The sequence below is a fragment of the Micromonospora polyrhachis genome, from assembly GCF_014203835.1.
Lineage (GTDB): Bacteria > Actinomycetota > Actinomycetes > Mycobacteriales > Micromonosporaceae > Micromonospora_H > Micromonospora_H polyrhachis.
The window spans coordinates 3,888,904-3,912,136 of record NZ_JACHJW010000001.1 but is presented as its reverse complement, the minus strand read 5'-3'; the positions used below and the strand labels follow the sequence as shown (position 1 = coordinate 3,912,136).

Here is a 23,233-nt window from a genome sequence, read left to right as displayed (position 1 = left end):
ACTAGGGCCCGGTCACGGGCCGAACGCGTCGGGACGGCGCTCCAGCAGCCGGTGCAGCGTCTGCTGGATGGTCTCCCGTACCTGGTCGGCCAGGTTGAACACGACCATCGGATCGTCGGCGGAATCCATCAGATCGACGGTGGGGATCGGCGGGCAGAACTCGATCAGCCACTTGCTCGGCAGCGGCACCATCCCGAGCGGCCCAAGCCACGGGAACGTCGGGGTCACCGGGAAGTAGGGCAGTTTGAGCAGGCGGGCCAGGGGCTTGATGTCGGCGAGCATCGGATAGATCTCCTCGGCGCCGACGATCGCCACCGGGATGATCGGGGTGCCGGTGCGCAGCGCGGCGGAGACGAAACCGCCCCTCCCGAAGCGTTGCAGCTTGTAGCGGTCGGCGTAGAGCTTGCCAACGCCCTTGAACCCCTCCGGAAACACCCCGACCAGGTCACCCCGACGCAGTAGCCGCTCCGCATCCGGGGTGCACGCCATCGTGCCGCCGGTCTTACGGGCCAACTCGGAGACCACCGGCAGCCGGAAGACCAGGTCCGCGCCGAGCAACCGAAGGTAGCGATGAGCGGGATGCTCGTCGTGCAGCACCGCCGACAGGATCAGCGCGTCCAGCGCGATGGCACCGGAGTGGTTGCCCACCACCAGGCCCGCACCCTCCGCCGGCAGGTGCTCCACTCCGGTGATCTCGGTACGGAACCAGTCGCGGTAGAGCTGACGCAGTATCGGGTGGAAGACCTTCTCGGTCATCTCCGGGTCGAAGCCGAACTCGTCGATCTCGTAGTCGCCGGAGAGCCGCCGTCGCAGGAACGCCAGCGCCGAGGCCACCCGCCGGTCCCAGACGTCGCCAGGCTGGTCGGCCACCACCGGCCCGATCGGCGGCGGATTGCCGTCGTCAGTCATCGTCGCTCCTGGCTGCGGCCCGCACCTGCCGGATGCCCTCGCGGATCAACGCCTCGGCGTTGGCGAGATGGTCGGCGGTGAGCACCGTACCGCTGCTGTGGCCCTTGATGAAGTCGTCGAACGCCACGGCGGTGGATCGTGGGGTGAAGCCGTACTCGGTGGTGAGGCGGGTGGTGTCGACGACCCGGCCGTACACGAACAGGTCAACCTGGTCCAGCCCGTACCGGCCCACGTTGAGCGCCCGGGCGAGACCGGCCGCCCCGGAGAGACCGAGTTCCAGTACGGGCACCGCCACTCGACCGGCGCGGCGGATCGCCTGGGAGAGCGTCAGCACACCGGGGCCGGCGACGTTGTAGGTGCCCGGATGGTCCTCGACCACCGACCGGTGCACCACCTCAAGGGCGTCGTCGATGTGCAGGAACTGGAGCCGGGGGTCCCGGCCCAGCACGGTCGGCACGACCGGTTGCCGGAAGTAGCGGGTCAACGTGGTGTTGGCCGTCGACCCGATGAACGGCGCGAAGCGCAGCACCGTCGCGGTGACGTCCGGGCGACGCCGACGGAAGCCGCGTACGTAGCCCTCGATGTCGAGGATGTCCCGGGCGAACCCGCCCCGGGGCACCTCACGGGGTTCGGTGTCCTCGGTGAATATGGCGGGATCGCGGAACGACGCACCGTACGCCGCCGTGGAGGAACGCATGACCAGCTTGCGTAGCCGGGGTGCCCGTTGGCAGGCGGCCAGTACCTGCATGGTGCCGATGACGTTCTGTTCCTTCATCGCCGCCCGGCCGCCAGCCCGCTGGTCGGGGGCGGTGACCAGGGCGAGATGCACCACCGAGTCGGCGGCGAGGTCGTCGATCACCGTGCCCGCCATCTCGGTGTCGGCGCGTACCCGCTCGACGCCGTCCAGCAGGCCTGCCAGCTCGGCGGGCGGATCGGTGGCGTCCAATCCGACGACGCGCCGAATCGTGGGATCGGCGGCGAGGCGGGCGGCAACGTTGGCACCGAGGTAGCGACTGATTCCGGTAACCACGACAACCCCCGGAGCGCCATAGGCACTACCGGGGGTCATCTCAGACCCCTCGACGGAGGGCACAGCACGGCCCTGGATCGTCGCGACCTCAGCACTTGGGCCTCACCTGGCCTCCGAGGGTCGACAGGCGGCAAGTGGTCCGCGCGGCTCGGGCGGGAGCCCGGCCGGGGACTACTTGCCGAGACGGCGACGCTGGACGCGGGTCTTGCGCAGCAGCTTGCGGTGCTTCTTCTTAGCCATGCGCTTGCGGCGCTTCTTGACCACCGAGCCCATACGACAGCCTTTCGATACAAACCTGCGGGTCGGACCGGAACCTACCCTCGGGGGTGGTGCCGGAAACCGATCTGGACAACGGACCGGACCCGCCTGCTGGTGTCGGACGCACCTGAGTGGGAAAACGGTCGCGGTCCAGGGTAGCCCTAGCCGATGTGCCGGACCAACGCGGGTGCCATGGACACCTGTCACGCCAGGTTTCCATCAACCACCGGCATTCGGGTGGCTCGGTTCCGATGGTTCACCCGAGCGGGTCAGGCGGACTCCTGAAAGGCACCCCGCAGGTATTCGTGCACCACGTGCTCGGGCACTCGGAACGACCGCCCGACCCGGACCGCGGTGAGTTCACCCGAGTGCACCAGGCGATAGACGGTCATCTTCGACACCCGCATCAGCGTCGCCACCTCGGCGACGGTCAGGAACCTGACCTCCGACAGCCGGCCGTCGGCCTGTGGTGATCCTGCCATGGCTCACCAACCAATCCCATCCCCGGCGCGTGCCGCGCGGCGGGATGCGTCCGCACCGCGCCGGTCAACGCGCGTGTTACCAGTACGGTAGCGGGGCGGCTGTTACCGGCGCGATCCCTTCGTACAGTTGATCATTGTCTGGACGATCGCACATCTAGATCGATCCGATGATCCTTCGCTTCTGCCGAAATAGCGGATGACAGGGTCGAGGAGACCCAATCGGTGTCGAGCCGACTCAGTCGGTACGCAACGCGACCACCGGATCCAGCCGGGCAGCCCGTCGAGCCGGCACCACACCGAAGACGATGCCCACGATCGTGGCCACGCCGAAGGCCAGCGCCAGCGACCACCAGGTGACCGCCACCGGGACCGGCGAGACGGCCGCCAGCAGCCACGCCGCCGCCACCCCCAGAAGCATGCCGGTCAGCCCGCCGAGCGTGGTCAACAGCACCGCCTCGATCAGGAACTGCCTACCGACGTCCTGGGATCGGGCACCCACCGCCTTTCGCAGGCCGATCTCCCGGGTGCGTTCCCGCACCGACATCAACATGACGTTGGAGACACCCACCCCACCGACGAAGAGCGAGATGCCGGCGATGGCGGCCAGCACTCCGGTCAGCATCCCGAGGATGTTGCCCAGCACCCCGAGCACCTGGTCCTGGGAGACCGCGCTGAAGTCGGTGTCCGGATGGCGGCGGGACAACTCCTCGACGATCCGGTCGCCCAGCTCCGGAATCCGTTCCCGGTCCGGCGCCCGTACCGCGATCCCGTCGATCCGTTGCGTGCCATAGAGCCGATGCGCGGCGGTCACCGGGATGTGCACCTCACCGTCCCGGTCCACCCCGAGGCTGCGACCCATCGGGGCGAACACCCCGACGACCCGGAACCGGGCCCCGGCCACGGTAACCCGTTGACCGACCGGATCCCGGTCGCCGAACAACGTACGCGCCACCGTCGCGCCGAGCACCACGACCCGCCGGGCGGCAGCCACGTCGGATGCCGACAGGTACGCCCCCTGGGCCACGTCCCGGACGAAGACACGCGGGGTGGTCTCCAGGACCCCCTGCACCGTGCCGAACGCCGAGCGGGCACCGGCGCGTACCGTCTCGCCGGAGGTCACCGTCACCGCGACCCGCGTCGGATCACCCACCATCCGGGAGACCGCGTCCACGTCCGCCAGCGAGAGCCGGGATGCCGCAGGGGCCGAACCGAAGTCGAGTCGGCCGGGCACCACCACCAGCAGATTGGATCCGAGTCCCTCGACCTGCCGCTCCACCTCACGGCGGGTGCCACTGCCGATCGCCACCAGCAGCACCACCGCGGCCACCCCGATGACCACCCCGAACATGGTGAGTCCGCTGCGCAGTCGGTTGGCGCGTAACGCGTCCCGGGCCACCCGCCCGGCCTCGGTGAATCTCACCTCAGGTCCCGGGGTGGTTCGACCGACTGGCGCGGAAGGCGCCCGGTGGCTCCGGCGGCGCCACCGGAGCCACCGGGCGGGTGCCCCGGGTCGCTTCCGGACGCGAACCGGGGCTCCGCGCTGGGAGCGACGTCAACTATCTCAGGTCCCGGTCGGGCTCCCGCCACCACCGGCTCCTCCGGCACGATCACCCCGTCCCGCATGACGATCTGCCGCCGGGCCCGGGCCGCCACCTCCCGATCGTGGGTCACCAGCACGACCGCCACCCCCGAGGCGGCGTTGAGTTCTTCGAGTAGCGCCAGCACCGCGCGTCCGGTCTCGCTGTCCAGATTGCCGGTCGGCTCGTCGGCGAGCAGCAACGCCGGTTCGGTGACCAGTGCCCGAGCGATGGCCACCCGCTGCTGCTCGCCGCCGGAGAGCTGGTTGGGCCAGTGGTCGAGGCGATGGCCAAGCCCGACCCGGTCGAGCATCGCCACCGCCAACGCCCGGCGGCGGCGGGCCCCCACCCCCCGGTAGACCAGCGGCAACGCCACGTTCTCCACCGACGACGTACGAGGGAGCAGGTGGAACTGCTGGAAGACGAAGCCGATGGTCTCGTTGCGCAGCGTCGCCAGCTCCGCCGGGGTCAGGGTGGCGACGTCCCGGCCGTCGATCACGAGCCGCCCTCCGCTGGGCCGGTCCAGGCCGCCCAGCAGGTGCATCAGGGTCGACTTTCCGGAACCGGACGGTCCGACGATCGCGACGTGGTCGCCCCGCGCGATGGTCAGCGACACGCCGCGCAGCGCGGCCACGGAGAAGCCGTCCGTCCGATACGTCCGGGTGAGTTCCACCGCCTCGACCGCCGGCAAGGTGGCGGGGTCGGCCTGTCGGGGTTCGGAACCGGGCCGCCCGGCAGCGGCTCCACGGCCGGTCACGGCAACTGCTGCCCGATACGAACGCGGTCGGCACCGCGTACCACCACCTGGTCGCCCGGTTGCACGCCGTCGACGATCTGCACCAGCTCCTCGCCCTGCACCCCGAGCGTCACGGGCACCTGCTCGGCCCGGCCGGCGCGGGCCACCCACACCACGTCCCGGCCGGCGACCGACCGGACGGCGGCCGACGGTACGGTCACCGCGTCGGCCGCTTCCCGGACCCGCAGGTGGATCAGGGCGCTCATGCCGGGGCGCGGGGTGGGCGCATCGCTCGCGTCGGCGAGTCGACCGGCGGTAGCGTGGCCGGCGGCGAATCGACCGGCGGCCAGCGAGAGGCGTACCCGATAGGCGACCCCGCCCCGCGCGGACGTGCCCGGCAGCAGGTCCACCGAGCGCACCTGAGCCGGGTAGGTCGCCCCGGGCACCGCGTCCAGTTCCGCCGTCGCCGTCATCCCGGGCGCCACCGAAAGCACGTCGGTCTCGTCGATCTCTGCGATCAGGCCCAGTTCCGAGACGTCGACCACGGTCACGATGGCGGTCCCGGCGCCGACCCGGTCGCCCACCTGGGCCGTCCCGCCTCCGCCGACCATTCCGTCGCCGCCGACCGGCCTGCCCTCGGCCGCGACGGCTCCTCCGATTCCGCTCCCGGCCAGCAGACTCGCCCCACCGGTCAGCGCGCCGGCCGAGCGCAGCAGGCCGGCGAGCCCGTCGGTGGGAGCACTGGGTGCCGCGCCGCCACCGATCTGGACCACGCCGTCGATCGGTGCCCGCAGCGTCAACGCGTCCACGGTGGCCTTCGTCAGGTCGTACGCCTGTTGGGCCTGCACACGTTGGGCGGCGGTGAGCGCACCGACCGCCGAGTTCACGCCGGCGACGCCACGCTGGACCGCCCGGACCGCGTCGTCGGCGGCCCTTGTCGCCACCTCGTACTGCCGATGTGCGGCCGCCAACTGGGCCAGCAGGGCAGCCCGTACCTCCGGGTCGGAGATCTCGTCGATCGCCCGACGGGCGTCCGCGAAGGCCACTGTCGCTGCCTTGTCGGTTGCTCCGTGCCGGCGGCGGAGGTCACCGCTGTTCCGCAGCCCCCGGCTCGCCCGCTTCGCGTCGTCGAGCGCCTGCCGGGCCTGGTCGAGCCGCTTCCGGGCGACCGGCGAGTCAATGATGGCAAGGACCTGACCAGCCCGGACGGTGTCCCCGGCGCGGACCCGCAACGCGGTCAGGGTGCCGTCGGCAGGAGCGGTGAGCGTGGCCGAGGCGCGCGCTGTCACGTTTCCCGGTATGTCGACCGTCTCGGCGATCGTTCCCCGGGTGGCCCCGGTCAGCGTGACGGGCAGTCGGTCATCGTCGACGACGAGGGTGGTCACGAAGCCGATCAGGACGACCCCGGCCACGAGGAGGGCGGACAGCCGGGGACGGGTCACGGCAGAGATCCGGTCTGACGAAACGGGACGCACTACCTCACCATACGTTTTTCACCTCGCTAACACCTTAAATCGCGAAAAGCTCACTGATTGCTGTAGATAATCACAATTCTCGCAAACCGGGCTACCCCCTCGGAGGTACGGCCAGATCCTCCTCTCGGGCGTCGCCAGCAAGCGATCATCATCCATACCGTGTCCTCCGTCGAGAAACCAGTTGACCTCGGAGGATGCGATGAACAGTGCACACTTGCGCCGTACCGGGCTGGGCAGCCTGCTGGCCGTCGTCGGCCTGGTGTCCGTCGTCGGCCTGGCCATCACGGGCAACGCGGCGTCGGCGACCGCCACGACACCGGCCACCACGACGCCAGGCATCACGACGGCCGGTTCCACCGTCGCCGAGTCGGCGGCGGGTCACGATCGTGACCTGGCCGCGCTGCGGCAGCTCCGCGACCAGCAGGAGGACGCCTGGGCACGCGGAGACGGGACGGCGTACGCCGCCATCCACACCCTCGACGCCGACGTGGTCACCTTCAGCGGGGACCATTTGCGCACGAGAAACGGCATCGCCACCGGCATGCAGCGCTACTTCGACACCTACCTGCAGGGCACCCGACTCACCACCGTCACCGAACAGGTCCGGTTCCCGCAGCCGGATCTGGCCGTCATCGTCCGTACCGGCTGTGTGCTCTGGCCCGGTGACGTGACCTGCACGGCGGAGGCACTGTCCATCAACACCAACGTGGCGGTCAAGCAGCACGGGAAGTGGTTGTTCACGTCCTTCCAGAACACCCGGGTACGGCCGCTGCCCTGAGCCCCGCGTCGGCTCTCTCGGGGGACTCCCCCGCGCCGAGCGGCACTGCACTCCTTCGTGGCGCTACCCCTGCCCGGTGCTATCTCTACGTGCTATCTCTACGCGGTGCTAATCCTGCCCAGCGCTACCCCTTCATGGTCAGGGCACGGGCGAAGAACACCAGGTTGCTGGGCCGCTCGGCGATCCGACGCATCAGATAGCCGTACCAGTCGGTGCCATACGGCAGGTAGAGCCGCACCGTGTAGCCCTCGGCCGCCAGCCGGGCCTGCTCGTCGGGGCGAATCCCGTAGAGCATCTGGAACTCGAACTCGTCCGCCCCGCGGTCGAACCAGCGGGCCCGGTCCTCGCCGATGGCGATCAGGCGGGAATCGTGGGTGGCCACCATCGGGTAGCCCGGGCCGGACATGAGGATGTTCATGCACCGTACGTAGGACTTGTTCACGTCCCGCATCGACTGGTAGGCCACCGACTCAGGCTCCCGGTAGGCGCCCTTGCACAGTCGTACCCGGGAACCAACGGTGGCCAGCTCCCGACAGTCGGACTCGGTACGCCGCAGGTACGCCTGCAGGGCCACCCCCGTCGACGGGTAGTCGTGCCGCAGCCGGACCAGGGTGTCCAACGTCGAGTCGATGGTGGTGTGGTCCTCCATGTCCAGGGTGACCGTGGTGCCCGCCTCGACGGCCGCCGCACAGATCGCCCTGGCGTGTTCGTAGGCCAACTGCTCGTCGAACCCCTGACCCAGGGCGGACAGTTTCAGGCTGACCTCGGCCGCTGGCGTCTGCCCGGCAGTGGCGAGGGCGGCCAGCAGGGCAAGGTATTCGTCCCGGGCGGCAACCGCCTGCTCGGGGGTGACCGTGTCCTCGCTCAGATAGTCGAGGCTTACGGTCATACCGTCATCGACCAGAGTCCGGGTCACACTCAACGCGTCAGTGTTGGTCGTACCGGCGACGAACCGGCGTACGACGCCTCGGGTGTACGGGGCCGTTTCGACAAGGCGTTCCATCCGAGATGACCGGGAAGCGGCAAGAATGACCGAACGCAGCATGCAGGGAGCGTAACGCGGACCGGGTGTCGAGAATCGGGCAGCGGGTCAGCCGGATGCTCCCGGATCAGGCCCGGATCAGGCCGGACGGCGGGCACCGCATGTCCGGATACCGATGGCTACGCCTGGTTTCCCCTCGGCTACGCGACCGAGCCGGAGCAGCGGAAGTCGTCTACGGTTGAACGCGTGAACTTCGACGCGTACGCCCGGACCGGAGTTGACCTCGTCAACGCGCCGCTGGACGACCTCGACGACTTGAAGGCCCTCTTCACCGACGAACAGGCCTGGATGCGGGACGAAGTCTCGGATCGGGACGTGGCGATCTTCCGCCGCGCGCAGAAGCGCCTCAGAGATGTCTTCGAGTACGGCACCTCGGGCCGGGACGCCGAGGCGGTGACCGAACTGAACGCGCTCCTGGAGGCGTTTCCCGTACAGCCCCGGATCTCCGGGCACGATTCCAGCGACTGGCACATGCACGTGACCAGCCGGGGTGCCTCGGTCAGCTCGGAGTATCTCGCGGGTGCCGTGTGGGGGCTCTCGGTGTGGCTGTGCGAATACGGCAGTGCCCGGTTCGGGGTCTGCGCCGACCGCCGGTGCGGCAACGTCTACCTGGACACCTCGTCGAACTGCTGCCGTCGCTTCTGCTCGGAACGCTGTGCAACCCGGTCGCACGTGGCCGCCCATCGGGCCCGCAAGCGTGCCGCCATGGTCGAGCCGCCACCGCTGACCCCGGTCGGCTGAGCGTTGATCGACCTACTGTCCTAGCGGCCAGTACCGGTTCCCGACCCTCCGACACCCGGGTTCCCAACCGGCTGACACTCGGGTTCCCGACCCACCGACACCGGGTTCGTGCCCGCGCCGGCGGCGGTCAGTTGGCCGCCACCGGCGCGGGCACGTCGAGATGCTGCCGGGCGAACTCCAGCGCCGCCGCCAGGTCTGCCTCCCGGACCGCCCGGCTCTTCGCCCGACGGGTCGCCACCTCGACCGCCACCGACCCGGTGAAGCCCCGCCCGGCAAGCGACGCCAGCAGCTCACCACAGGGTTGGTTGCCCCGGCCGGGCACCAGGTGCTCGTCCCGCCCCTCGCCGGTGCCATCGCCGAGGTGGATGTGGGTCAGCCGGTCCCCCATCCGGTCGGCCAGCTCGAACGCGTCGGTATGCGCCGCGGCGCAGTGCGACAGGTCGAGGGTGTAGGCGTCGTATCCGATGTCGGTCGGATCCCAGCCCGGCTGGTACGGCACGAACGTCCGGCCCGCCATCCGGACCGGAAACATGTTCTCCACCGCGAACCGTACGTCCGGATGCTGGGCGGTGAGCCGGTTCAGCCCGTCTGCGAAGGTGCGGGCATAGTCCCGCTGCCAGCTGAACGGCGGATGTACGACGACGGTGGGGGCGCCCAGCGTCTCGGCCAACACAGCCGACCGGCGCAGCCGCTCCCACGGGTCGGAACTCCAGACTCGTTGCGTCACCAGCAGGCACGGGGCGTGGATCGAGCCGATCGACACGCCGTAATGGTCGGCGAGTCCGCGCAGCGCGCCCGCGTCCTGGCTGACCTTGTCGGTCCACACCATGACCTCGACGCCGTCGTAGCCGAGGGTGGCGGCCATCTCGAAGGCAGCCGCCGTCGGTTCGGGGAACACCGACGAGCTGGAGAGGAGAACGGGAATACGGGGGCGGCGAGGGTGGTCTGCGGCCGCCTCGGAATCTGCGAAGGGCACACGAGAAGTCACGGTTATCAGGGTAGCTCTGATCCGCTCGCAGCACCGGAATGATCATCCTAAAACGGCCACTACCTACCGTTCAGGGATCCTCCCGGCGCAGGTCGACCCCACCATACGTGGTGGCCGTCACGGGTTGACAGAGCGCAGCCGCCGTCACGGCGCGGCGAGGTGCGCCAGCCGATCCAGGATCATGCCCTCCCGCAACGCCCACGGGCAGATGTCCAACGACTGCACGCCGAGCCGGCGCATGACGGTCTCGGCCACCACCGCACCAGCCAGCAGTTGGGGAGCCCGACCGGCGTTCACCCCGTCCAGCTCGACCAGTCGGGCGGGTGGGATGTGCCGGGTGAAGTCGAGCACCTGACGCAGATCACTCCGGGTCAGCTTCCGTCGGACCCAGAGTCCCGCCCCGGAAGGTGCCGCCCCGGCCAACCGGGCCAACATGCGGAACGTCTTCGAGGTGGCCACCGGCCTGTCCCAGCCGACCCGGGTCAGCTCCGTCACCATCGGCCGCAGCGCCGCGTCGACGTACTCCCGAAGGTCTTCGACGGCCTTGGCCGACGGCGCGCCCCCGCCGGGTTCCGGCCCGAGCCATTCCCGGGTCAACCGCCCGGCACCGAGCGGCAGCGACAGTGCCACAGCGGGGTCCTCGTCGATACCCGCCGCTCCCTCCAGCGAGCCGCCGCCGATGTCCAGCACCAGCAGCCGACCGGCCGACCACCCGAACCAGCGCCGGGCCGCGAGGAAGGTCATCCGCGCCTCGTCCGCACCGGAGAGCACCCGCAGGTGCACACCGGTCTCTCCGCGTACCCGGTCCAGGACCCACGCCGAGTTGGTGGCGTCCCGCACCGCCGACGTGGCGAACGCGACCAGGTCCTCGATGTCCAGCCGGTCCGCCGACGCCTTCGCCTCGGCGACCGCGGTCACCAGGGCGTCGATGCCCGCCGGGGTCAACGCCCCGTCCGGCCCGATCCGTTCGGCCAGGCGCGGCATGCTCTTCTCCGAGTGCGCGGGCCACGGATGAGCACCGGGACGGGCCTCCACCACCAGCAGATGGACCGTGTTGGAGCCGACGTCGAGCACACCCAGCCGCATCCGAGCAGACTAGCCAGCCGGCCTCACCGACCAGAGCGACCGAAGCGCCGACCGGTTACGCCCGTGGCGACGATTGGCGAACAGCTCGCCACGAAACCCCAGCCAGCGGGCTCCGAGGACCCTCCGGGCGTACGCTGACCAGGTGTCCAGCCGCAAGCAGCTCCGCGTACTCGTCGAGGATCCAGGGGATCCCCGGAGCCGGGAGGTGGCCCTCGACTTTCCCCGGGAGTGGATCGAGTTCGTCGATCCGGCCGACGGCGAGCACCTGATCCGCGCCGACCTGACCTGGCTGCTGTCCCGGTGGACGTGCGTCTTCGGGAAGGCGTGCCACGGCATCATCGCGGGCCGGGCGGCCGACGGTTGCTGCTCACACGGTGCGTTCTTCACCGACGCGGACGACGAGAAGCGGGTACGGGCCGCTGCCAAGCGGCTCACCTCGAAGACCTGGCAGCACTACCGGCGCGGGTTCAGCAACTACACGGAACTGGACACGATCGACGGGAAGAGCCCGGCCCGGCGTACCGCCACCCAGGGTGAGGAGGGGCCGTGCGTGTTCCTCAACGACGCCGACTTCGTCGGTGGTGGGGGCTGCGCGCTGCACGCCCAGGCGCTGCGCGACGGCGTACACCCGCTGGAATACAAGCCGGATGTCTGCTGGCAGCTGCCGGTACGCCGGGACCAGGACTGGTCCGAGCGCCCCGACGGCACGAAGGTGCTGGTCTCGACGCTGTCCGAGTTCGACCGACGGGGCTGGGGGTCGGGCGGCCACGACCTCGACTGGTGGTGCACCTCGTCGCCGGAGGCGCACGTCGGTACGGAGGCCATGTACCTGTCGTACGGGCCGGAGTTGACGGCGCTGATCGGCGCGGCGGCGTACGCCAAACTGGCCGATCTCTGCGCCGAACGCGCCCGCCTGGGCCTGGTAGCCCCACACCCCGCCACCACTGAGCTGTAGGGGGGAAGGCCCCTTCCGATCGCTTTCCGTCTGGGAAAGGGCCCTTCCCTACACCTCACCCGCACCCCGGCTCACCGCTCACCACACCCCTGCACCCCGGCTCACGGCTCACGGCTCACGGCTCACGGCTCGAACTTGTAGCCCAGCCCCCGGACGGTGACGATGAAGCGCGGCGCGGACGGCTCCGGCTCGATCTTGGAACGCAGTCGCTTGACGTGTACGTCGAGGGTCTTGGTGTCGCCGACGTAGTCGGCCCCCCAGACCCGGTCGATGAGCTGCCCCCGGGTCAACACCCGGCCGGCGTTGCGCAGCAGCAACTCCAGCAGCTCGAACTCCTTGAGCGGAAGCTGTACGACGCTGCCGTCGACGGTCACCACATGCCGCTCGACGTCCATCCGTACCGGGCCGGCTGCCAGGGTCGGGGTGGCGTCGGCCGCCTCGGTGGAGTGCCGACGCAGTACCGCCCGGATCCGGGCCACCAGTTCGCGCGGCGAGTACGGCTTCGTGACGTAGTCGTCGGCTCCGATCTCCAGCCCGACCACCTTGTCGATCTCGCTGTCCCGGGCGGTGACCATGATGATCGGCACGCGCGACCGTTGCCGAAGCTCACGACACACCTCAGTACCGGACATCTCAGGCAGCATCAGGTCGAGCAGCACGATGTCCGCGCCGGTCCGGTCGAACTCGGTAAGTGCCTCCGGCCCGGTGGCCGCGACGGACACCTCGAACCCTTCCTTGCGCAGCATGTAGGAGAGGGCATCGGAGAACGACTCTTCATCCTCAACCACAAGAACGCGGCTCAACGGTTCTTCCTTTCCTCCGCCGGAACGGATGTGAACGGAGTCTGACGGTCAGGTCGATCGACTGTCAGATCTGGCTCTGTTCGGCCGGACCGGTCTCGATCTCAACAGGCGGCGTTGGCGGCAGGAAGGCGTCCGGTGGACGTGCCGGCAGCCGCAGGGTAAACGTCGATCCTCCCCCGAGAGTGCTGGATACTTCCACTCGACCGCCATGATTCGTCGCTATGTGCTTGACGATGGCCAGCCCGAGCCCCGTACCGCCGGTCGTCCGGGAGCGGGCCTGGTCGGCCCGGTAGAACCGTTCGAAGATCCGCTCCACGTCGTCCGGGGCGATACCGGGGCCCTGGTCCGTGACGGCGATCTCGATGTGCTCGACGTTCCCGCGGGTCACCACCGCGACGGTGGTGCCCTCGTCCGAGTAGGCGATGGCGTTCTCCACCAGATTGGCCACGGCCGTGGCGAGTTGGCTGTCACTGCCGTACGCGGTGAGCCCGGCCTGCCCGGAGACGGTGACCTCGATCCGGCGCGCGGTGGCGGTGGTCCGGGTCCGGTCGACCACCTCGGCCAACACCCAGTCAACGGCGACCGGGTCGGGCGCGGGTAGTGGTTCGGCCCCCTGAAGCCGGGTCAGTTCGAGCAGTTCGTTGACCAGCCGACCGAGTCGGGTCGACTCGTGCTGGATCCGTTCGGCGAACCGACGGGCCGCCCGGACGTCCTCGGACGGGGTGGGTCCCACCTCCCCGCCATCCGCACCAGTTGGCTTGGTGGCATCCAGTAGGGCGGATTCGGTGGCGTGCAGGGCGGGCTCGGTGGCGTCCAGGAGGGCCTCGGCCAGCAGTTGAAGCGCGCCGATCGGGGTCTTCAGCTCGTGGCTGACGTTGGCGACGAAGTCCCGCCGTACCCGGGCGACCCGGTGCGACTCGGTCGCGTCCGACGCCTCGACGGCGACGAAACCACCGCCCAGCCCCATCGCCCGCAGGTGCACGCCGAGCGGGTCGTGGGAAACCCCCTCGCGGCCCCGGGGCAGGTCGAGTTCGATCTCGCGACGCACGCCCGTGCGACGCACCTGGCCGGCCAGGGTACGGACGATCGGGTGCGCGGCGACCGTACCTGGGCCGCCTCCGGCGCGGAGCAGACCCATCGCACGGGCGGCCGGGTTGACCAGGATCGGGCTGTCGTCGTGGTCGAGCACCACGACTCCGACCCGCAACGCGTCGATCGTCTTACGACCCAGGTTGGTGAGGGTGACCTGCCGACCGCTGGCCATCGCCGGTCTTCCCCTGTTACTGCTCTCCTCGGGCGGCCCGGTCTGAGCGGTCGAGATGGCCTCGACTGGTCGTACGTGATCGGTGGGGTGGCCAGTCGCCGCCGGCCGTACCTGGTCGGCGGGACCAGTCACCTCCGGCCGCGCGTCATCGGGGGTGCGGCCGACGGCCGGTTCTGCTGGCGGTGGCCGCCGCCAACGACGCACCAGGACCGGACCAGCGGAGAGTCCCACCGCCAAGCCTCCCGCCACACCGGCGACGATCTCCCATTGCACGTGGCGATCGTAGGGCCAGGGTTGACCGACCGACCCGGCGAACAACGGCAAAACGGACGCGCGGCGGCGAGAGTTCACCATCCGGCCCGATGGCGTTCACCACTGTTTACCTCGTAGCCGCTCCAGCGCCCTACGGTTGGCCCGCAACCAGGGCACCTGCCGGGTTGCGGGCCGCCCGACGACCACAGGATGTGATGATGCGCGACGAGTTCCGGGCCGACCTACAGATCGTCAGCCAGTTGTTGGTGGACATGGCGGAGGCGGTACGGGCCGCGATGCGGAAGGCGACCAAGGCGCTGCTGACCGCGGATCGGGACGCCGCCGAGGCGGTGATCGCCCGGGACGCCGAGGTCGACGGTCTCTACCGACAGGTGGACGACCGGGTCTACGACCTGCTCGCCCGGCAGGCACCGGTCGCCTCCGACCTGCGTACCGTGGTGACGGCGCTCCAGGTCGCCGCCGATCTGGAGCGGATGGGTGATCTCGCCGACCACGTGGCGAAGACCGCACTGCGCCGGCACCCCTCGCCGGCGGTGCCGGCCGAACTGCGGGGTGTGTTCACGGAGATGGCCGAGGTCGCCGACCGGATCGCCGAGAAGATCGCCAAGGTGCTCTCCAGGCCCGACGCCGACCTCGCGGCCGAACTCGACCGGGACGACGACGCGATGGACGCCCTGCACCGGGAACTCTTCGCGGTGCTGCTGCACGACGACTGGCCGTACGGGGCGGAGACCGCCATCGACGGCGCCCTGCTCGGCCGTTTCTACGAGCGGTACGCCGACCACGCCGTCAACGCGGGCCGGCAGGTCGTCTACCGGGTCACCGGCGACACCATCTGAGTGTCAGGAAGGGCCCCTTCCACGGCAAGATGCGACAGGAAGGGGCCCTCCAACACGTCAGCGGCCCTGGTTGGCGACCGCGGCAGCGGCCTCCTTCGCGGCCTCCGGGTCGAGGTAGCTGCCGCCGGTGACCAGCGGACTCAGCGACGCGTCCAGGTCGTAGCGCAGCGGGATGCCGGTGGGGATGTTCAGCTTGGCGATCGCCTCGTCGGAGATCTGGTCCAGGTGCTTGACCAGTGCCCGCAGCGAGTTGCCGTGCGCCGCCACCAGGACGGTACGACCGGCGAGGATGTCCGGCACGATCGAGTCGTACCAGTAGGGCAGCATCCGCTCGACGACGTCCTTGAGGCACTCGGTGCGGGGCATCACCTCGGGCGGCAGCAGCGCATACCGCGGGTCGCCCACCTGGGACCACTCGTCGCCGTCGGCGATCGGCGGGGGCGGCGTGTCGTACGACCGGCGCCAGAGGGTGAACTGCTCCTCGCCGTACTCGTCGAGGGTCTGCTTCTTGTTCTTGCCCTGGAGGGCGCCGTAGTGCCGCTCGTTGAGCCGCCACGACCGGCGGACGGCGATCCAGTGCCGGTCGGCGGCGTTCAGCGCTAACTCGGCGGTACGGATGGCCCGCCGCAGCACGCTGGTGTGCACCACGTCGGGTAGCAGCCCATGCTCGCGCAGCAGTTCCCCGCCGCGCCGGGCCTCGGACTCCCCCTTGGCGGTCAGGTCCACGTCGACCCAGCCGGTGAAGAGGTTCTTGGCATTCCAGTCGCTCTCGCCGTGCCGCAGCAGGACCAGGGTCCCCACCGTGGCCCCCTCGCCCGCGACGGGCTCACTCCTCGCGCTCGCAGTCATGGGGATCATCCTGCCCGACCGCGCGGCCGGGCACGCGCAGACCCGTCGTGACGACCACCACGTGGTAAAGCGCATGACCAGCGTGAAGTGCCACCACTAGGTTGTAAGGCGCTTTAAAGCAGTAGGTCATTACACACGGGGGACAGGGCAATGCGGACAGTACAGGGCTGGTTGGCGGAGACCTTCGGCGGGTTACCGAAGACATTCTGGTACCTCTGGACCGGGACGTTGATCAACCGACTCGGCTCGTTCGTCCTGATCCTCCTGGCCATGTACCTGACCAAGGAGCGCGGCTTCTCGGAGTCGCAGGCCGGTCTGGCGCTGGGCGCCTGGGGTGTCGGAGGTGCCGTCGGCACCATGCTGGGCGGGGTACTCGCCGACCGGTGGGGCCGTCGCCCCACCCTGCTCACCGCCCACCTCGGCGCTGCGGTGCTCATGGTGGCGCTCGGCTTCGCCCGGGACCTGCCGATGGTGATCGCCGCCGCGCTGCTCCTCGGTTTCTTCGCCGAGGGCACCCGGCCGGCGTTCAGCGCGATGATGATCGACGTGGTGCCGGAGAAGGACCGGTTGCGTGCCTTCTCGCTCAACTACTGGGCGATCAACGTCGGCTTCGCCTGCGCCGCGCTGCTGGCCGGGCTCGCCGCCAAGGCCGATTACCTGCTGGTCTTCACCATCGACGCGGCCACCATCCTGATCACCGCGCTCATCATCTTCGTCAAGGTCCGCGAACCGCGCCGGGCCGCAGCCACGGCCACGGCCACGAAGTCCGGTACGAAGTCCAGCGGCAACATGCTGACCCCGCTACGGGACCGGGCGTTCGTCAGCTTCATGCTGCTCAACTTCCTCATCGCGATGGTGTTCCTCCAGCACATCTCGATGCTGCCGATCGCGATGAGTGACGACGGCCTGAGCCCGACCACCTTCGGCTCGGTGATCGCACTCAACGGCGTACTGATCGTCCTCGGCCAGCTCTTCATCCCCCGGTTGATCAAGGACCGGGGCCGGCCCCAGGTGTTGGCGCTGGCGGCGGTCATCACCGGCCTCGGATTCGGGCTGACCGCCTTCGCCGGCAGCGCCTGGCTCTACGCCGGCACCGTGCTGATCTGGACGATGGGCGAGATGCTCAGCTCCCCGTCCAACTCCAGCCTGGTCGCGGAACTCTCCCCGGCCGCGCTGCGCGGTCGCTACCAGGGCGTCTTCTCCCTCTCCTGGCAGGGCGCGAGCGCGTTCGCCCCGGTGCTCGGCGGCCTGACCCGCGAACATCTCGGCAACTCTGCTCTCTGGCTCGGCTGCGCGGTGGTCACCGGCGTCGCCGCCGTCTGCTACCTGTCCTTCGGGCACGTCTGGGAACGGCGGGCGGCGGTTCTGCGTTCGGTGACCGCCACCCCGCTCGCTCCCACCACCCGGGCTCCGGAGTCGTCGACGACGGACGAGGAGCCATTGACGGCGCACCCCGCCCCGGACGCGACGCTGCCGGAGATCGCCGCCAACCAACAGCCGCCGACCAGCAGGCTCACCAGCGTCCCGTGACGAGGGACACACTGGCGTATAGATCCACTCGCCCCTACGGTCATCAGCGACAAATCGACTGTAAATAATCCTTCCTGGAGGATTCGTGCGGGGCATGCGGATCTGGCTGCACGACACCGCGGGTGGCCTTCCGGCCACCTTCTGGTACCTCTGGTCCGGACTGTTGATCAACCGGACCGGCGCGTTCGCGATGCTGTACCTCTCGCTCTACCTCACCGAGGTACGCGGCGCGGACACGGCGCTGGCCGGGTTGGTGGTCGGGGCGTACGGTGCCGGCGGGGTGGCCGGCGTCCTGCTCGGTGGAGTGCTGGCCGATGGTTGGGGGCGCCGGGCCACCCTGCTCGCGTCCCACCTGGCCACGGTGGCGCTCATGGTCGCTCTCGCCTTCACCAGCAGCCTCGCCACCATCGCGGTCCTCGCCACCCTGGTCGGTATCGCACACAGCATGCCTGGCCCGGCGTTCGTCGCCGCGATCGTCGACGTGGTGCCGATCGAGCGCCGCTCCCGAGCGTTCAACCTGCAATTCTGGGCGCACAACCTGGGCATGGCGGCGGCGGCGCTGCTGGCCGGACTGCTCTCCCGGGCCAGCTTCACCGCACTGTTCCTCGTGGACGCTGCGGCGACCCTCGCCACCGCGCTGATCGTCGCCTGGAAGGTACGGGAGACCCTGGTCCGCCATCGCACGCCGCAGAAGTCCGCCCAGAAGACCGACCGGGCCAGGCAGCGTCGGCCCGGACTACGCACCGCGTTGACCGACCGGACGTTCCTGGTCTTCGTCGGGCTCACCCTGGTCCAGGCCGTAATGACCGCGCAGACCTCGACCATCATGCCGCTGTCGATGCGGGCGGACGGCCTCAGCCCGTCGGCGTACGGGACAGTCGTGGCGCTCGGCGGCGCGCTGATCGTGGTGGGCCAACTCTTCGTGCCCCGACTGATCGACGGATACGTCAAGCACCGGGTGCTGGCCGTGTCGACCGGACTCCTCGCAGCAGGCTTCGGCGCGCTGGCCTTCGCCGACCATCTCGCCTTCTACCTCGCCGCCTCGGCGATCTGGACGATCGGCTCGATGCTCGCGGCACCCCCCAACGCGGAAATCAACGCCGAGCTTGCGCCGCCGACCCTCAGGGCTCGCTACCAGTCGGTCTTCTACCTGGTCTTCCCGATGGCGGCATTCGTCGCCCCGGCGCTCGGCGGAGTCAGCCTGAAGCACCTGGGCGACTGGCACTGGGTGATCACGGCCGGGATGGGTCTGCTCGCCGTCGGCGGGCACCTGCTCGCCGGCCCATTCCGGGAACGGCGGATGACGAAGATCCGGTCGGTCACACCGGACACGTCCCTGTCGGCCGCGTAGGGATCGAAACTCACGGCTCCGGGCGCGGTACGAACGCCCCGACGGCGGCGGGTGACGCTCACCCCCGTAAGCGTCACCCGCACACACCGCCGGTTCTACAGGTGACAACGTCCCCCGACGTCTGCCACCCGTCCCCTATGCGCCCAGCTCGATGCGCAGATCTGATCGATCCGCTGCTCCCCCGAACATTTACGAGCGCGGCGCGTGCAATAACGTTAGATCGCGGCCCTTTGCCGACACAACTTCAGCGCATGTTTTACCGATCACACTGTGCGTGACCAGCCATGCTTGGTCCAACCACGCCGAACGTCCCGACATTCCCGACAGGTGGTCAAGCATCCTGCCGGTCCGGGGATTCGGTCCGGAAAAAGTTGCTCTGCCGGCCGTCGGACTTCTGCTCCTGGTAGATGAAATTGACCCGACGGGCATCGAATGTCTTAAACCAGTCATCCCAGGTGATCTGCTGAATCTTTCCACCTTCCCGCCATCCGGGAAAGTTGAAAGTCAATACACCGGGACGGCCGTCATGCTCCGTGCCCTGGATGGTGGCCGGTTTGGCGTTGCGCGCCCGAGCCCAACGCTGGATCACATCATGGTTCGTGGTCACCAGACTCCGCCCTGGACGCTCCGGCCGGTCGGACGGCGACGAGATCACCTGGGCGTACTTCAGGGACCTGGACATGTTCCCGCCCTGGCGGATACCACCCGCGCCGGTCGTGGCCTTGCCCTGCTTCGCCACCGTCGGCTTGGCCGTGCTGCGTCGGGTGCCAGCCGACTTCGCCGCACCCGGCTTCGCCACGCTCTGCTTCGCGGCCCCTGACCTCGCCGCACTCGGCTTCGCCGCCCCTGGCTTCGCCGTACTCGCTCGCGCCGTACTCGCTCGCGCCGTACTCGCTCGCGCCGCACTCGCTCGCGTGGTATTCGCTCGCGCCGCACTCGTTCGCGCCGCACTCGTTCGCGTGGTATTCGCTCGCGTGGCGCTGCCGCGCGCTGGACCGGTCTTGCCCGCCCGACCGGGGCTCGGCTTGCCGGACGCCGTACGTCGTCCCTCCGCCCGCAACGTCTTCACGAGCGTCTTGACCAGTTCGTCCTTGCGCATGGCGGAAATGCCAGAAACCCCGTGCTTCTTGAGTCGACCGCGAATGTCGTCGACCTTGAGCCGCCCGATCTCGGTTTCCGAGATCATCGGCGTGTCCGGAGTCCGGTTACCTGTCCGATTCTTCATCGCGGTGGCGGCCCCGCCGCGACCTGAACTGCTCCGCTGAGCGGCCATGACTGCTCACGCTCCCTCGACAGTCTGTCCTCGGCAAGGCGGCGGGGAACAGAGGCCATCGGAACAGGTCCGACCCACCCACGCCGCTACCGTCGGTTACCCGTCAGGTCTCGTCCAAACCCGGACCGGACGGCTCCGGCGACTCGAAGAGGTGCGCGAAAGCGGCGAGGTTCGCGGTCGACTCACCACGCTTCACCCGCCATTCCCATTCGCGGCGGATCGCCGTACCGAAACCGATTTCCAGCATCGAGTCGAAGGACTCGTCGGCGTAGGTGAGGACCGCACCGAGCAGCCGGTCCAGCTCATCCTCCCCAAAACCGGTCAGCCCGACCCGACCGGTCAGATAGACGTCGCCGACGCCATCGATCGAGAACGCCACCCCGTACATCCGGGAGTTGCGGCGTAGCAGCCACGCCCACAGCTCCTCGCGCCGCTCGTCCGGCTGCCGCATGACGAACGCCTCGACCCGTACCGCGTGCTCACCGACGATCAGGTTGCAGACGGTCTTCAGCTTGTGCGTACCGGGCAGGGTGACCGCGTAGGAGAACTCTCCGGTCGACTCGCACGCCAACTCCCGGTCGGCACAGACCGCCTCGATGAGCGCGGCAACCTCGCCCCGCCGCCCGGCAACCTCGCCCCTGCTCGCCGACCCGGTCAACAGGCACCTGCCGGCTGCACGGTCGAGCCATCGGAGAACTTCGACACGAGTCTGCTCCGGTGCTCCGCCACCGCCTCACGGTAGACGGTCAGCAGCCCGGAGGCGGTACGGGCCCAGGAGAAGTCACTCGCGTGCCGAACCGCCCCACGGGACAGTTCCGCCCGGCGACGCGGCTCGGTGAGCAGGGTGCCGAGCGCCCGGGCCCAGTCCTCCGCATCGTGGCCGTCGACGAGCACCCCGCTGACCCCATCCCGGACGGCGGTGACCAGACCACCCACCGCAGCGGCGAGCACCGGAGTACCGCACGCCTGCGCCTCCAAGGCGACCAGCCCGAAGGACTCGTTGTACGACGGCACCGCCACCACGTCCGCCGCGCGGTAGACGGCCGGCAGGTCGTCGCCGGTCTGCGGCGGCAGGAACCGTACGGTGTCCGAGATCCCCAGCGAGGCGGCCAACTCGATCAACGCGGTGGGTCGATCCAGTCCACTGCCGCTGGGGCCGCCGACGATCGCCACGGTCAACTCCGCCGCCAGCCGTGGGTCACGTCGGCGCAGTGCGGCAACGGCCCGGAGCAGCACATCGGGTGCCTTGAGCGGCTGAATCCGGCCGACGAACGCGACGACGTACCCGTGGGGTGGCAGCCCGAGCCGACGGCGGGCGACGAGCCGGGCAACGGCCCGGTCCCCGGCGGGGGGTGGGGTAAACCGGTCCAGGTCCACACCCGGCTCGACCACTGTCACCTCGGCCGGGTCGGCACCATAGTGCTTGATCAGCTCGTCGGCCTCGCTGCCGGTGTTGGCGACCAGCCGGTCGGCCTCGGCCACCACCTGTTCCTCGCCGATCAGCCGGGCCTTCGGTTCGGGCCGGTCCCCGGCGGCGAGCTGCGCGTTCTTGACCTTGGCGAGGGTGTGCGCGGTGTGCACCAGCGGCACCCCCCACCGTTCCTTGGCCAGCCAGCCGACCTGCCCGGAGAGCCAGTAGTGTGAGTGGATCAGGTCGTAGAAGCCGGGCGGCCGGGCCGCCTCGGCCCGCAGTACCCCGGCCGTGAAGGCGCAGAGCTGGCCGGGCAGCTCCTCCTTGGCCAGCCCTTCGAACGGGCCGGCGGTGACATGCCGGACATGTACGCCAGGGGCCATCTCCACCAGGGGCGGCAGGTCACTCGCGGTGGCCCGGGTGAAGATCTCCACCTCGACGCCGGCATCCGCCAGTCGACGGGCGACCTCGACGACGTAGACGTTCATGCCCCCCGCGTCCCCGGTGCCGGGCTGATCCAGCGGCGAGGTGTGTACGGAGATCGTGGCGATCCGTCGGGGCGTCGGCCATGGCTGGGTGCCCCGCTGACGGGCTACGCCGGTGTGCTTCTCCAACACATCCGCTCCTCTTGTCACGTGATATGCCGTTCGCACGACCGGCGTTCTGAATCAACCTCGCAGCCGGACGTCATCTTCCCGATCGAGTGATGAGCATGCTTCCGGGCGTCCGCGGGAGGTGACCGACCTCATCCCGACGCCAGATGGCCGGGGGGCAGCAACCGGTGGTAAAGAATGGTCCGATGATCCCTATCGCGATCGTCACCGGCGCTTCCAGCGGGATCGGTGCCGCGACCGCCCGCCGGCTGGCAGCCGAGGGTTTCCACGTGCTCGCCGCCGCCCGCCGCAAGGACCGGCTCGACATCCTGGTCGAGGAGATCACTTCGGCCGGTGGCACGGCGACCGCAGTGGTGTGTGACGTGACCTCGGACGAGTCGGTGGCCGCACTGGCCGAAACCGCGCGCAGCCTGCCCGGCCCGGTCACCCTGCTGGTCAACAACGCCGGTGGGGCACGTGGGCTGGACCCGGTCGAGTCGGGCTCGATCGGCGACTGGCAGTGGATGTACGACGTGAACGTGCTCGGCACGCTCCGGGTCACCCAGGCACTGCTGCCCGCCCTGGAGGCGTCCGGAGCCGGCGCCATCGTGGTGATCAGCTCGACCGCCGGTTTCACCGTCTACGAGGGCGGTGGCGGCTACACGGCCGCCAAGCACGCGCAGACGGCGGTGGCCGGCACCCTGCGGCTGGAACTCTGCGGGCGACCCGTCCGGGTGATCGAAATCGACCCGGGCATGGTCCAGACCGACGAGTTCTCGCTGGTCCGCTTCGACGGTGACGCGCAGCGGGCGGCGGCCGTCTACGACGGGGTCGCCGAGCCGCTGGTCGCCGAGGACGTGGCGGACTGCGTGGCCTGGTGTGCCACCCGGCCGCACCACGTCAACGTGGACCGGTTGGTGGTCCGCCCACTGGCCCAGGCCGCCCAGCACAAGGTGCACCGGGTGCGCTGACGTGACCACCCGCCGGCCG

General features: G+C 69.7%; 23 protein-coding genes. 7 read left to right on the top strand and 16 right to left on the bottom strand.

The window, feature by feature from the left end:
• Window positions 1-12 precede the first annotated feature (12 nt).
• The 7 genes from FHR38_RS17120 to FHR38_RS17090 all read right to left on the bottom strand — a co-directional run bounded on the left by FHR38_RS17120 (window position 13) and on the right by FHR38_RS17090 (window position 6,434).
• Entirely contained in the window at window positions 13-909 is an 897-nt protein-coding gene (locus FHR38_RS17120) for a lysophospholipid acyltransferase family protein (protein WP_184535615.1), read from the bottom strand.
• The gene (locus FHR38_RS17115; RefSeq protein WP_184535614.1) at window positions 902-1,978 is read right to left on the bottom strand and encodes an NAD-dependent epimerase/dehydratase family protein; all 1,077 of its coding nucleotides are present in this window, start codon (window positions 1,976-1,978) and stop codon (window positions 902-904) included. Before FHR38_RS17115 ends, FHR38_RS17120 begins: the two co-directional genes overlap by 8 nt.
• Window positions 1,979-2,110: 132 nt before the next feature.
• Window positions 2,111-2,212, bottom strand: coding sequence for a 30S ribosomal protein bS22 (locus tag FHR38_RS17110; protein ID WP_007465623.1), 102 nt, complete (start codon window positions 2,210-2,212; stop codon window positions 2,111-2,113).
• Between the two features lie 254 nt (window positions 2,213-2,466).
• On the bottom strand, window positions 2,467-2,679 hold the full coding sequence (locus FHR38_RS17105) for a helix-turn-helix domain-containing protein (RefSeq protein ID WP_184535613.1): 213 nt from the start codon (window positions 2,677-2,679) through the stop codon (window positions 2,467-2,469).
• 235 nt (window positions 2,680-2,914) lie between these two features.
• Window positions 2,915-4,099 carry an ABC transporter permease gene (locus tag FHR38_RS17100; RefSeq protein ID WP_184535612.1) on the bottom strand — a complete coding sequence of 395 codons (1,185 nt, stop codon included), beginning with the start codon at window positions 4,097-4,099 and terminating at the stop codon, window positions 2,915-2,917.
• Window positions 4,096-4,947, bottom strand: a complete 852-nt coding sequence (locus tag FHR38_RS17095) for an ABC transporter ATP-binding protein (protein WP_184539787.1) — start codon at window positions 4,945-4,947, stop codon at window positions 4,096-4,098. Before FHR38_RS17095 ends, FHR38_RS17100 begins: the two co-directional genes overlap by 4 nt.
• A 62-nt stretch (window positions 4,948-5,009) precedes the next feature.
• A complete protein-coding gene (locus FHR38_RS17090; RefSeq protein ID WP_312882220.1) occupies window positions 5,010-6,434 on the bottom strand; it encodes an efflux RND transporter periplasmic adaptor subunit in 1,425 nt (474 codons plus the stop codon).
• Between the two features lie 232 nt (window positions 6,435-6,666).
• On the opposite strand from FHR38_RS17090, the gene FHR38_RS17085 reads away from it, so the two are divergent.
• Complete coding sequence (locus FHR38_RS17085; protein WP_184535610.1) at window positions 6,667-7,245, top strand: SgcJ/EcaC family oxidoreductase; 579 nt, start codon at window positions 6,667-6,669, stop codon at window positions 7,243-7,245.
• A gap of 124 nt (window positions 7,246-7,369) precedes the next feature.
• Here the strand turns inward: FHR38_RS17085 and FHR38_RS17080 are convergent, their stop codons facing one another.
• Window positions 7,370-8,290, bottom strand: a complete 921-nt coding sequence (locus tag FHR38_RS17080; RefSeq protein ID WP_184535609.1) for a proline dehydrogenase family protein — start codon at window positions 8,288-8,290, stop codon at window positions 7,370-7,372.
• 183 nt (window positions 8,291-8,473) lie between these two features.
• On the opposite strand from FHR38_RS17080, the gene FHR38_RS17075 reads away from it, so the two are divergent.
• A complete protein-coding gene (locus FHR38_RS17075; RefSeq protein ID WP_184535608.1) occupies window positions 8,474-9,028 on the top strand; it encodes a CGNR zinc finger domain-containing protein in 555 nt (184 codons plus the stop codon).
• A gap of 127 nt (window positions 9,029-9,155) precedes the next feature.
• On the opposite strand, the gene FHR38_RS17070 is transcribed toward FHR38_RS17075, so the two are convergent.
• Both FHR38_RS17070 and FHR38_RS17065 read right to left on the bottom strand, forming a co-directional pair.
• Window positions 9,156-10,016, bottom strand: coding sequence for a sugar phosphate isomerase/epimerase family protein (locus FHR38_RS17070; RefSeq protein ID WP_312882218.1), 861 nt, complete (start codon window positions 10,014-10,016; stop codon window positions 9,156-9,158).
• 144 nt (window positions 10,017-10,160) lie between these two features.
• Complete coding sequence (locus tag FHR38_RS17065) at window positions 10,161-11,102, bottom strand: Ppx/GppA phosphatase family protein (protein ID WP_184535607.1); 942 nt, start codon at window positions 11,100-11,102, stop codon at window positions 10,161-10,163.
• Between the two features lie 142 nt (window positions 11,103-11,244).
• Here FHR38_RS17065 and FHR38_RS17060 point away from each other — a divergent pair, with 142 nt between their 5' ends.
• Window positions 11,245-12,057 carry a DUF3109 family protein gene (locus tag FHR38_RS17060; RefSeq protein ID WP_184535606.1) on the top strand — a complete coding sequence of 271 codons (813 nt, stop codon included), beginning with the start codon at window positions 11,245-11,247 and terminating at the stop codon, window positions 12,055-12,057.
• A 122-nt stretch (window positions 12,058-12,179) separates the two neighbouring features.
• Here the strand turns inward: FHR38_RS17060 and FHR38_RS17055 are convergent, their stop codons facing one another.
• Both FHR38_RS17055 and FHR38_RS17050 read right to left on the bottom strand, forming a co-directional pair.
• The gene (locus FHR38_RS17055) at window positions 12,180-12,860 is read right to left on the bottom strand and encodes a response regulator (protein WP_184535605.1); all 681 of its coding nucleotides are present in this window, start codon (window positions 12,858-12,860) and stop codon (window positions 12,180-12,182) included.
• 64 nt (window positions 12,861-12,924) lie between these two features.
• On the bottom strand, window positions 12,925-14,181 hold the full coding sequence (locus FHR38_RS17050; RefSeq protein ID WP_312882567.1) for a sensor histidine kinase: 1,257 nt from the start codon (window positions 14,179-14,181) through the stop codon (window positions 12,925-12,927).
• A gap of 413 nt (window positions 14,182-14,594) precedes the next feature.
• On the opposite strand from FHR38_RS17050, the gene phoU reads away from it, so the two are divergent.
• Window positions 14,595-15,236, top strand: coding sequence for a phosphate signaling complex protein PhoU (gene phoU, locus FHR38_RS17045; protein ID WP_184535604.1), 642 nt, complete (start codon window positions 14,595-14,597; stop codon window positions 15,234-15,236).
• 57 nt (window positions 15,237-15,293) lie between these two features.
• On the opposite strand, the gene FHR38_RS17040 is transcribed toward phoU, so the two are convergent.
• On the bottom strand, window positions 15,294-16,085 hold the full coding sequence (locus FHR38_RS17040) for a phosphoglyceromutase (RefSeq protein ID WP_184535603.1): 792 nt from the start codon (window positions 16,083-16,085) through the stop codon (window positions 15,294-15,296).
• A 150-nt stretch (window positions 16,086-16,235) separates the two neighbouring features.
• Here FHR38_RS17040 and FHR38_RS17035 point away from each other — a divergent pair, with 150 nt between their 5' ends.
• Both FHR38_RS17035 and FHR38_RS17030 read left to right on the top strand, forming a co-directional pair.
• A complete protein-coding gene (locus FHR38_RS17035) occupies window positions 16,236-17,615 on the top strand; it encodes an MDR family MFS transporter (RefSeq protein ID WP_184535602.1) in 1,380 nt (459 codons plus the stop codon).
• A 94-nt stretch (window positions 17,616-17,709) separates the two neighbouring features.
• The gene (locus FHR38_RS17030) at window positions 17,710-18,966 is read left to right on the top strand and encodes an MFS transporter (protein ID WP_184535601.1); all 1,257 of its coding nucleotides are present in this window, start codon (window positions 17,710-17,712) and stop codon (window positions 18,964-18,966) included.
• A 331-nt stretch (window positions 18,967-19,297) separates the two neighbouring features.
• On the opposite strand, the gene FHR38_RS17025 is transcribed toward FHR38_RS17030, so the two are convergent.
• From FHR38_RS17025 to mshA, 3 genes are all read right to left on the bottom strand, one after another.
• Window positions 19,298-20,239 carry a hypothetical protein gene (locus tag FHR38_RS17025; protein ID WP_184535600.1) on the bottom strand — a complete coding sequence of 314 codons (942 nt, stop codon included), beginning with the start codon at window positions 20,237-20,239 and terminating at the stop codon, window positions 19,298-19,300.
• A 103-nt stretch (window positions 20,240-20,342) separates the two neighbouring features.
• Window positions 20,343-20,897: a type III secretion system chaperone family protein gene (locus FHR38_RS17020; protein ID WP_184535599.1), complete on the bottom strand. Its 555-nt coding sequence runs from the start codon at window positions 20,895-20,897 to the stop codon at window positions 20,343-20,345.
• Window positions 20,894-22,267, bottom strand: a complete 1,374-nt coding sequence (mshA, locus tag FHR38_RS17015; RefSeq protein ID WP_184535598.1) for a D-inositol-3-phosphate glycosyltransferase — start codon at window positions 22,265-22,267, stop codon at window positions 20,894-20,896. The genes FHR38_RS17020 and mshA overlap by 4 nt, the downstream gene beginning before the upstream one ends.
• A 182-nt stretch (window positions 22,268-22,449) precedes the next feature.
• Between mshA and FHR38_RS17010 the strand changes: the two genes are divergently transcribed.
• Window positions 22,450-23,214, top strand: coding sequence for an SDR family oxidoreductase (locus FHR38_RS17010; RefSeq protein ID WP_184535597.1), 765 nt, complete (start codon window positions 22,450-22,452; stop codon window positions 23,212-23,214).
• The last annotated feature ends 19 nt before the right edge of the window (window positions 23,215-23,233 follow it).

What these genes read in the sequence shown, in the direction of transcription:
- FHR38_RS17085 (WP_184535610.1), top strand. Translation starts at nt 6,667, where the DNA reads ATGAACAGTGCACACTTGCGCCGTACCGGGCTGGGCAGCCTGCTGGCC.
- FHR38_RS17115 (WP_184535614.1), bottom strand. Translation starts at nt 1,978, where the DNA reads ATGACCCCCGGTAGTGCCTATGGCGCTCCGGGGGTTGTCGTGGTTACC.
- phoU (WP_184535604.1), top strand. Translation starts at nt 14,595, where the DNA reads ATGCGCGACGAGTTCCGGGCCGACCTACAGATCGTCAGCCAGTTGTTG.
- FHR38_RS17040 (WP_184535603.1), bottom strand. Translation starts at nt 16,085, where the DNA reads ATGACTGCGAGCGCGAGGAGTGAGCCCGTCGCGGGCGAGGGGGCCACG.
- FHR38_RS17030 (WP_184535601.1), top strand. Translation starts at nt 17,710, where the DNA reads ATGCGGATCTGGCTGCACGACACCGCGGGTGGCCTTCCGGCCACCTTC.
- FHR38_RS17025 (WP_184535600.1), bottom strand. Translation starts at nt 20,239, where the DNA reads ATGGCCGCTCAGCGGAGCAGTTCAGGTCGCGGCGGGGCCGCCACCGCG.
- FHR38_RS17065 (WP_184535607.1), bottom strand. Translation starts at nt 11,102, where the DNA reads ATGCGGCTGGGTGTGCTCGACGTCGGCTCCAACACGGTCCATCTGCTG.
- FHR38_RS17105 (WP_184535613.1), bottom strand. Translation starts at nt 2,679, where the DNA reads ATGGCAGGATCACCACAGGCCGACGGCCGGCTGTCGGAGGTCAGGTTC.
- FHR38_RS17080 (WP_184535609.1), bottom strand. Translation starts at nt 8,290, where the DNA reads ATGCTGCGTTCGGTCATTCTTGCCGCTTCCCGGTCATCTCGGATGGAA.
- FHR38_RS17120 (WP_184535615.1), bottom strand. Translation starts at nt 909, where the DNA reads ATGACTGACGACGGCAATCCGCCGCCGATCGGGCCGGTGGTGGCCGAC.
- FHR38_RS17110 (WP_007465623.1), bottom strand. Translation starts at nt 2,212, where the DNA reads ATGGGCTCGGTGGTCAAGAAGCGCCGCAAGCGCATGGCTAAGAAGAAG.
- FHR38_RS17010 (WP_184535597.1), top strand. Translation starts at nt 22,450, where the DNA reads ATGATCCCTATCGCGATCGTCACCGGCGCTTCCAGCGGGATCGGTGCC.
- FHR38_RS17035 (WP_184535602.1), top strand. Translation starts at nt 16,236, where the DNA reads ATGCGGACAGTACAGGGCTGGTTGGCGGAGACCTTCGGCGGGTTACCG.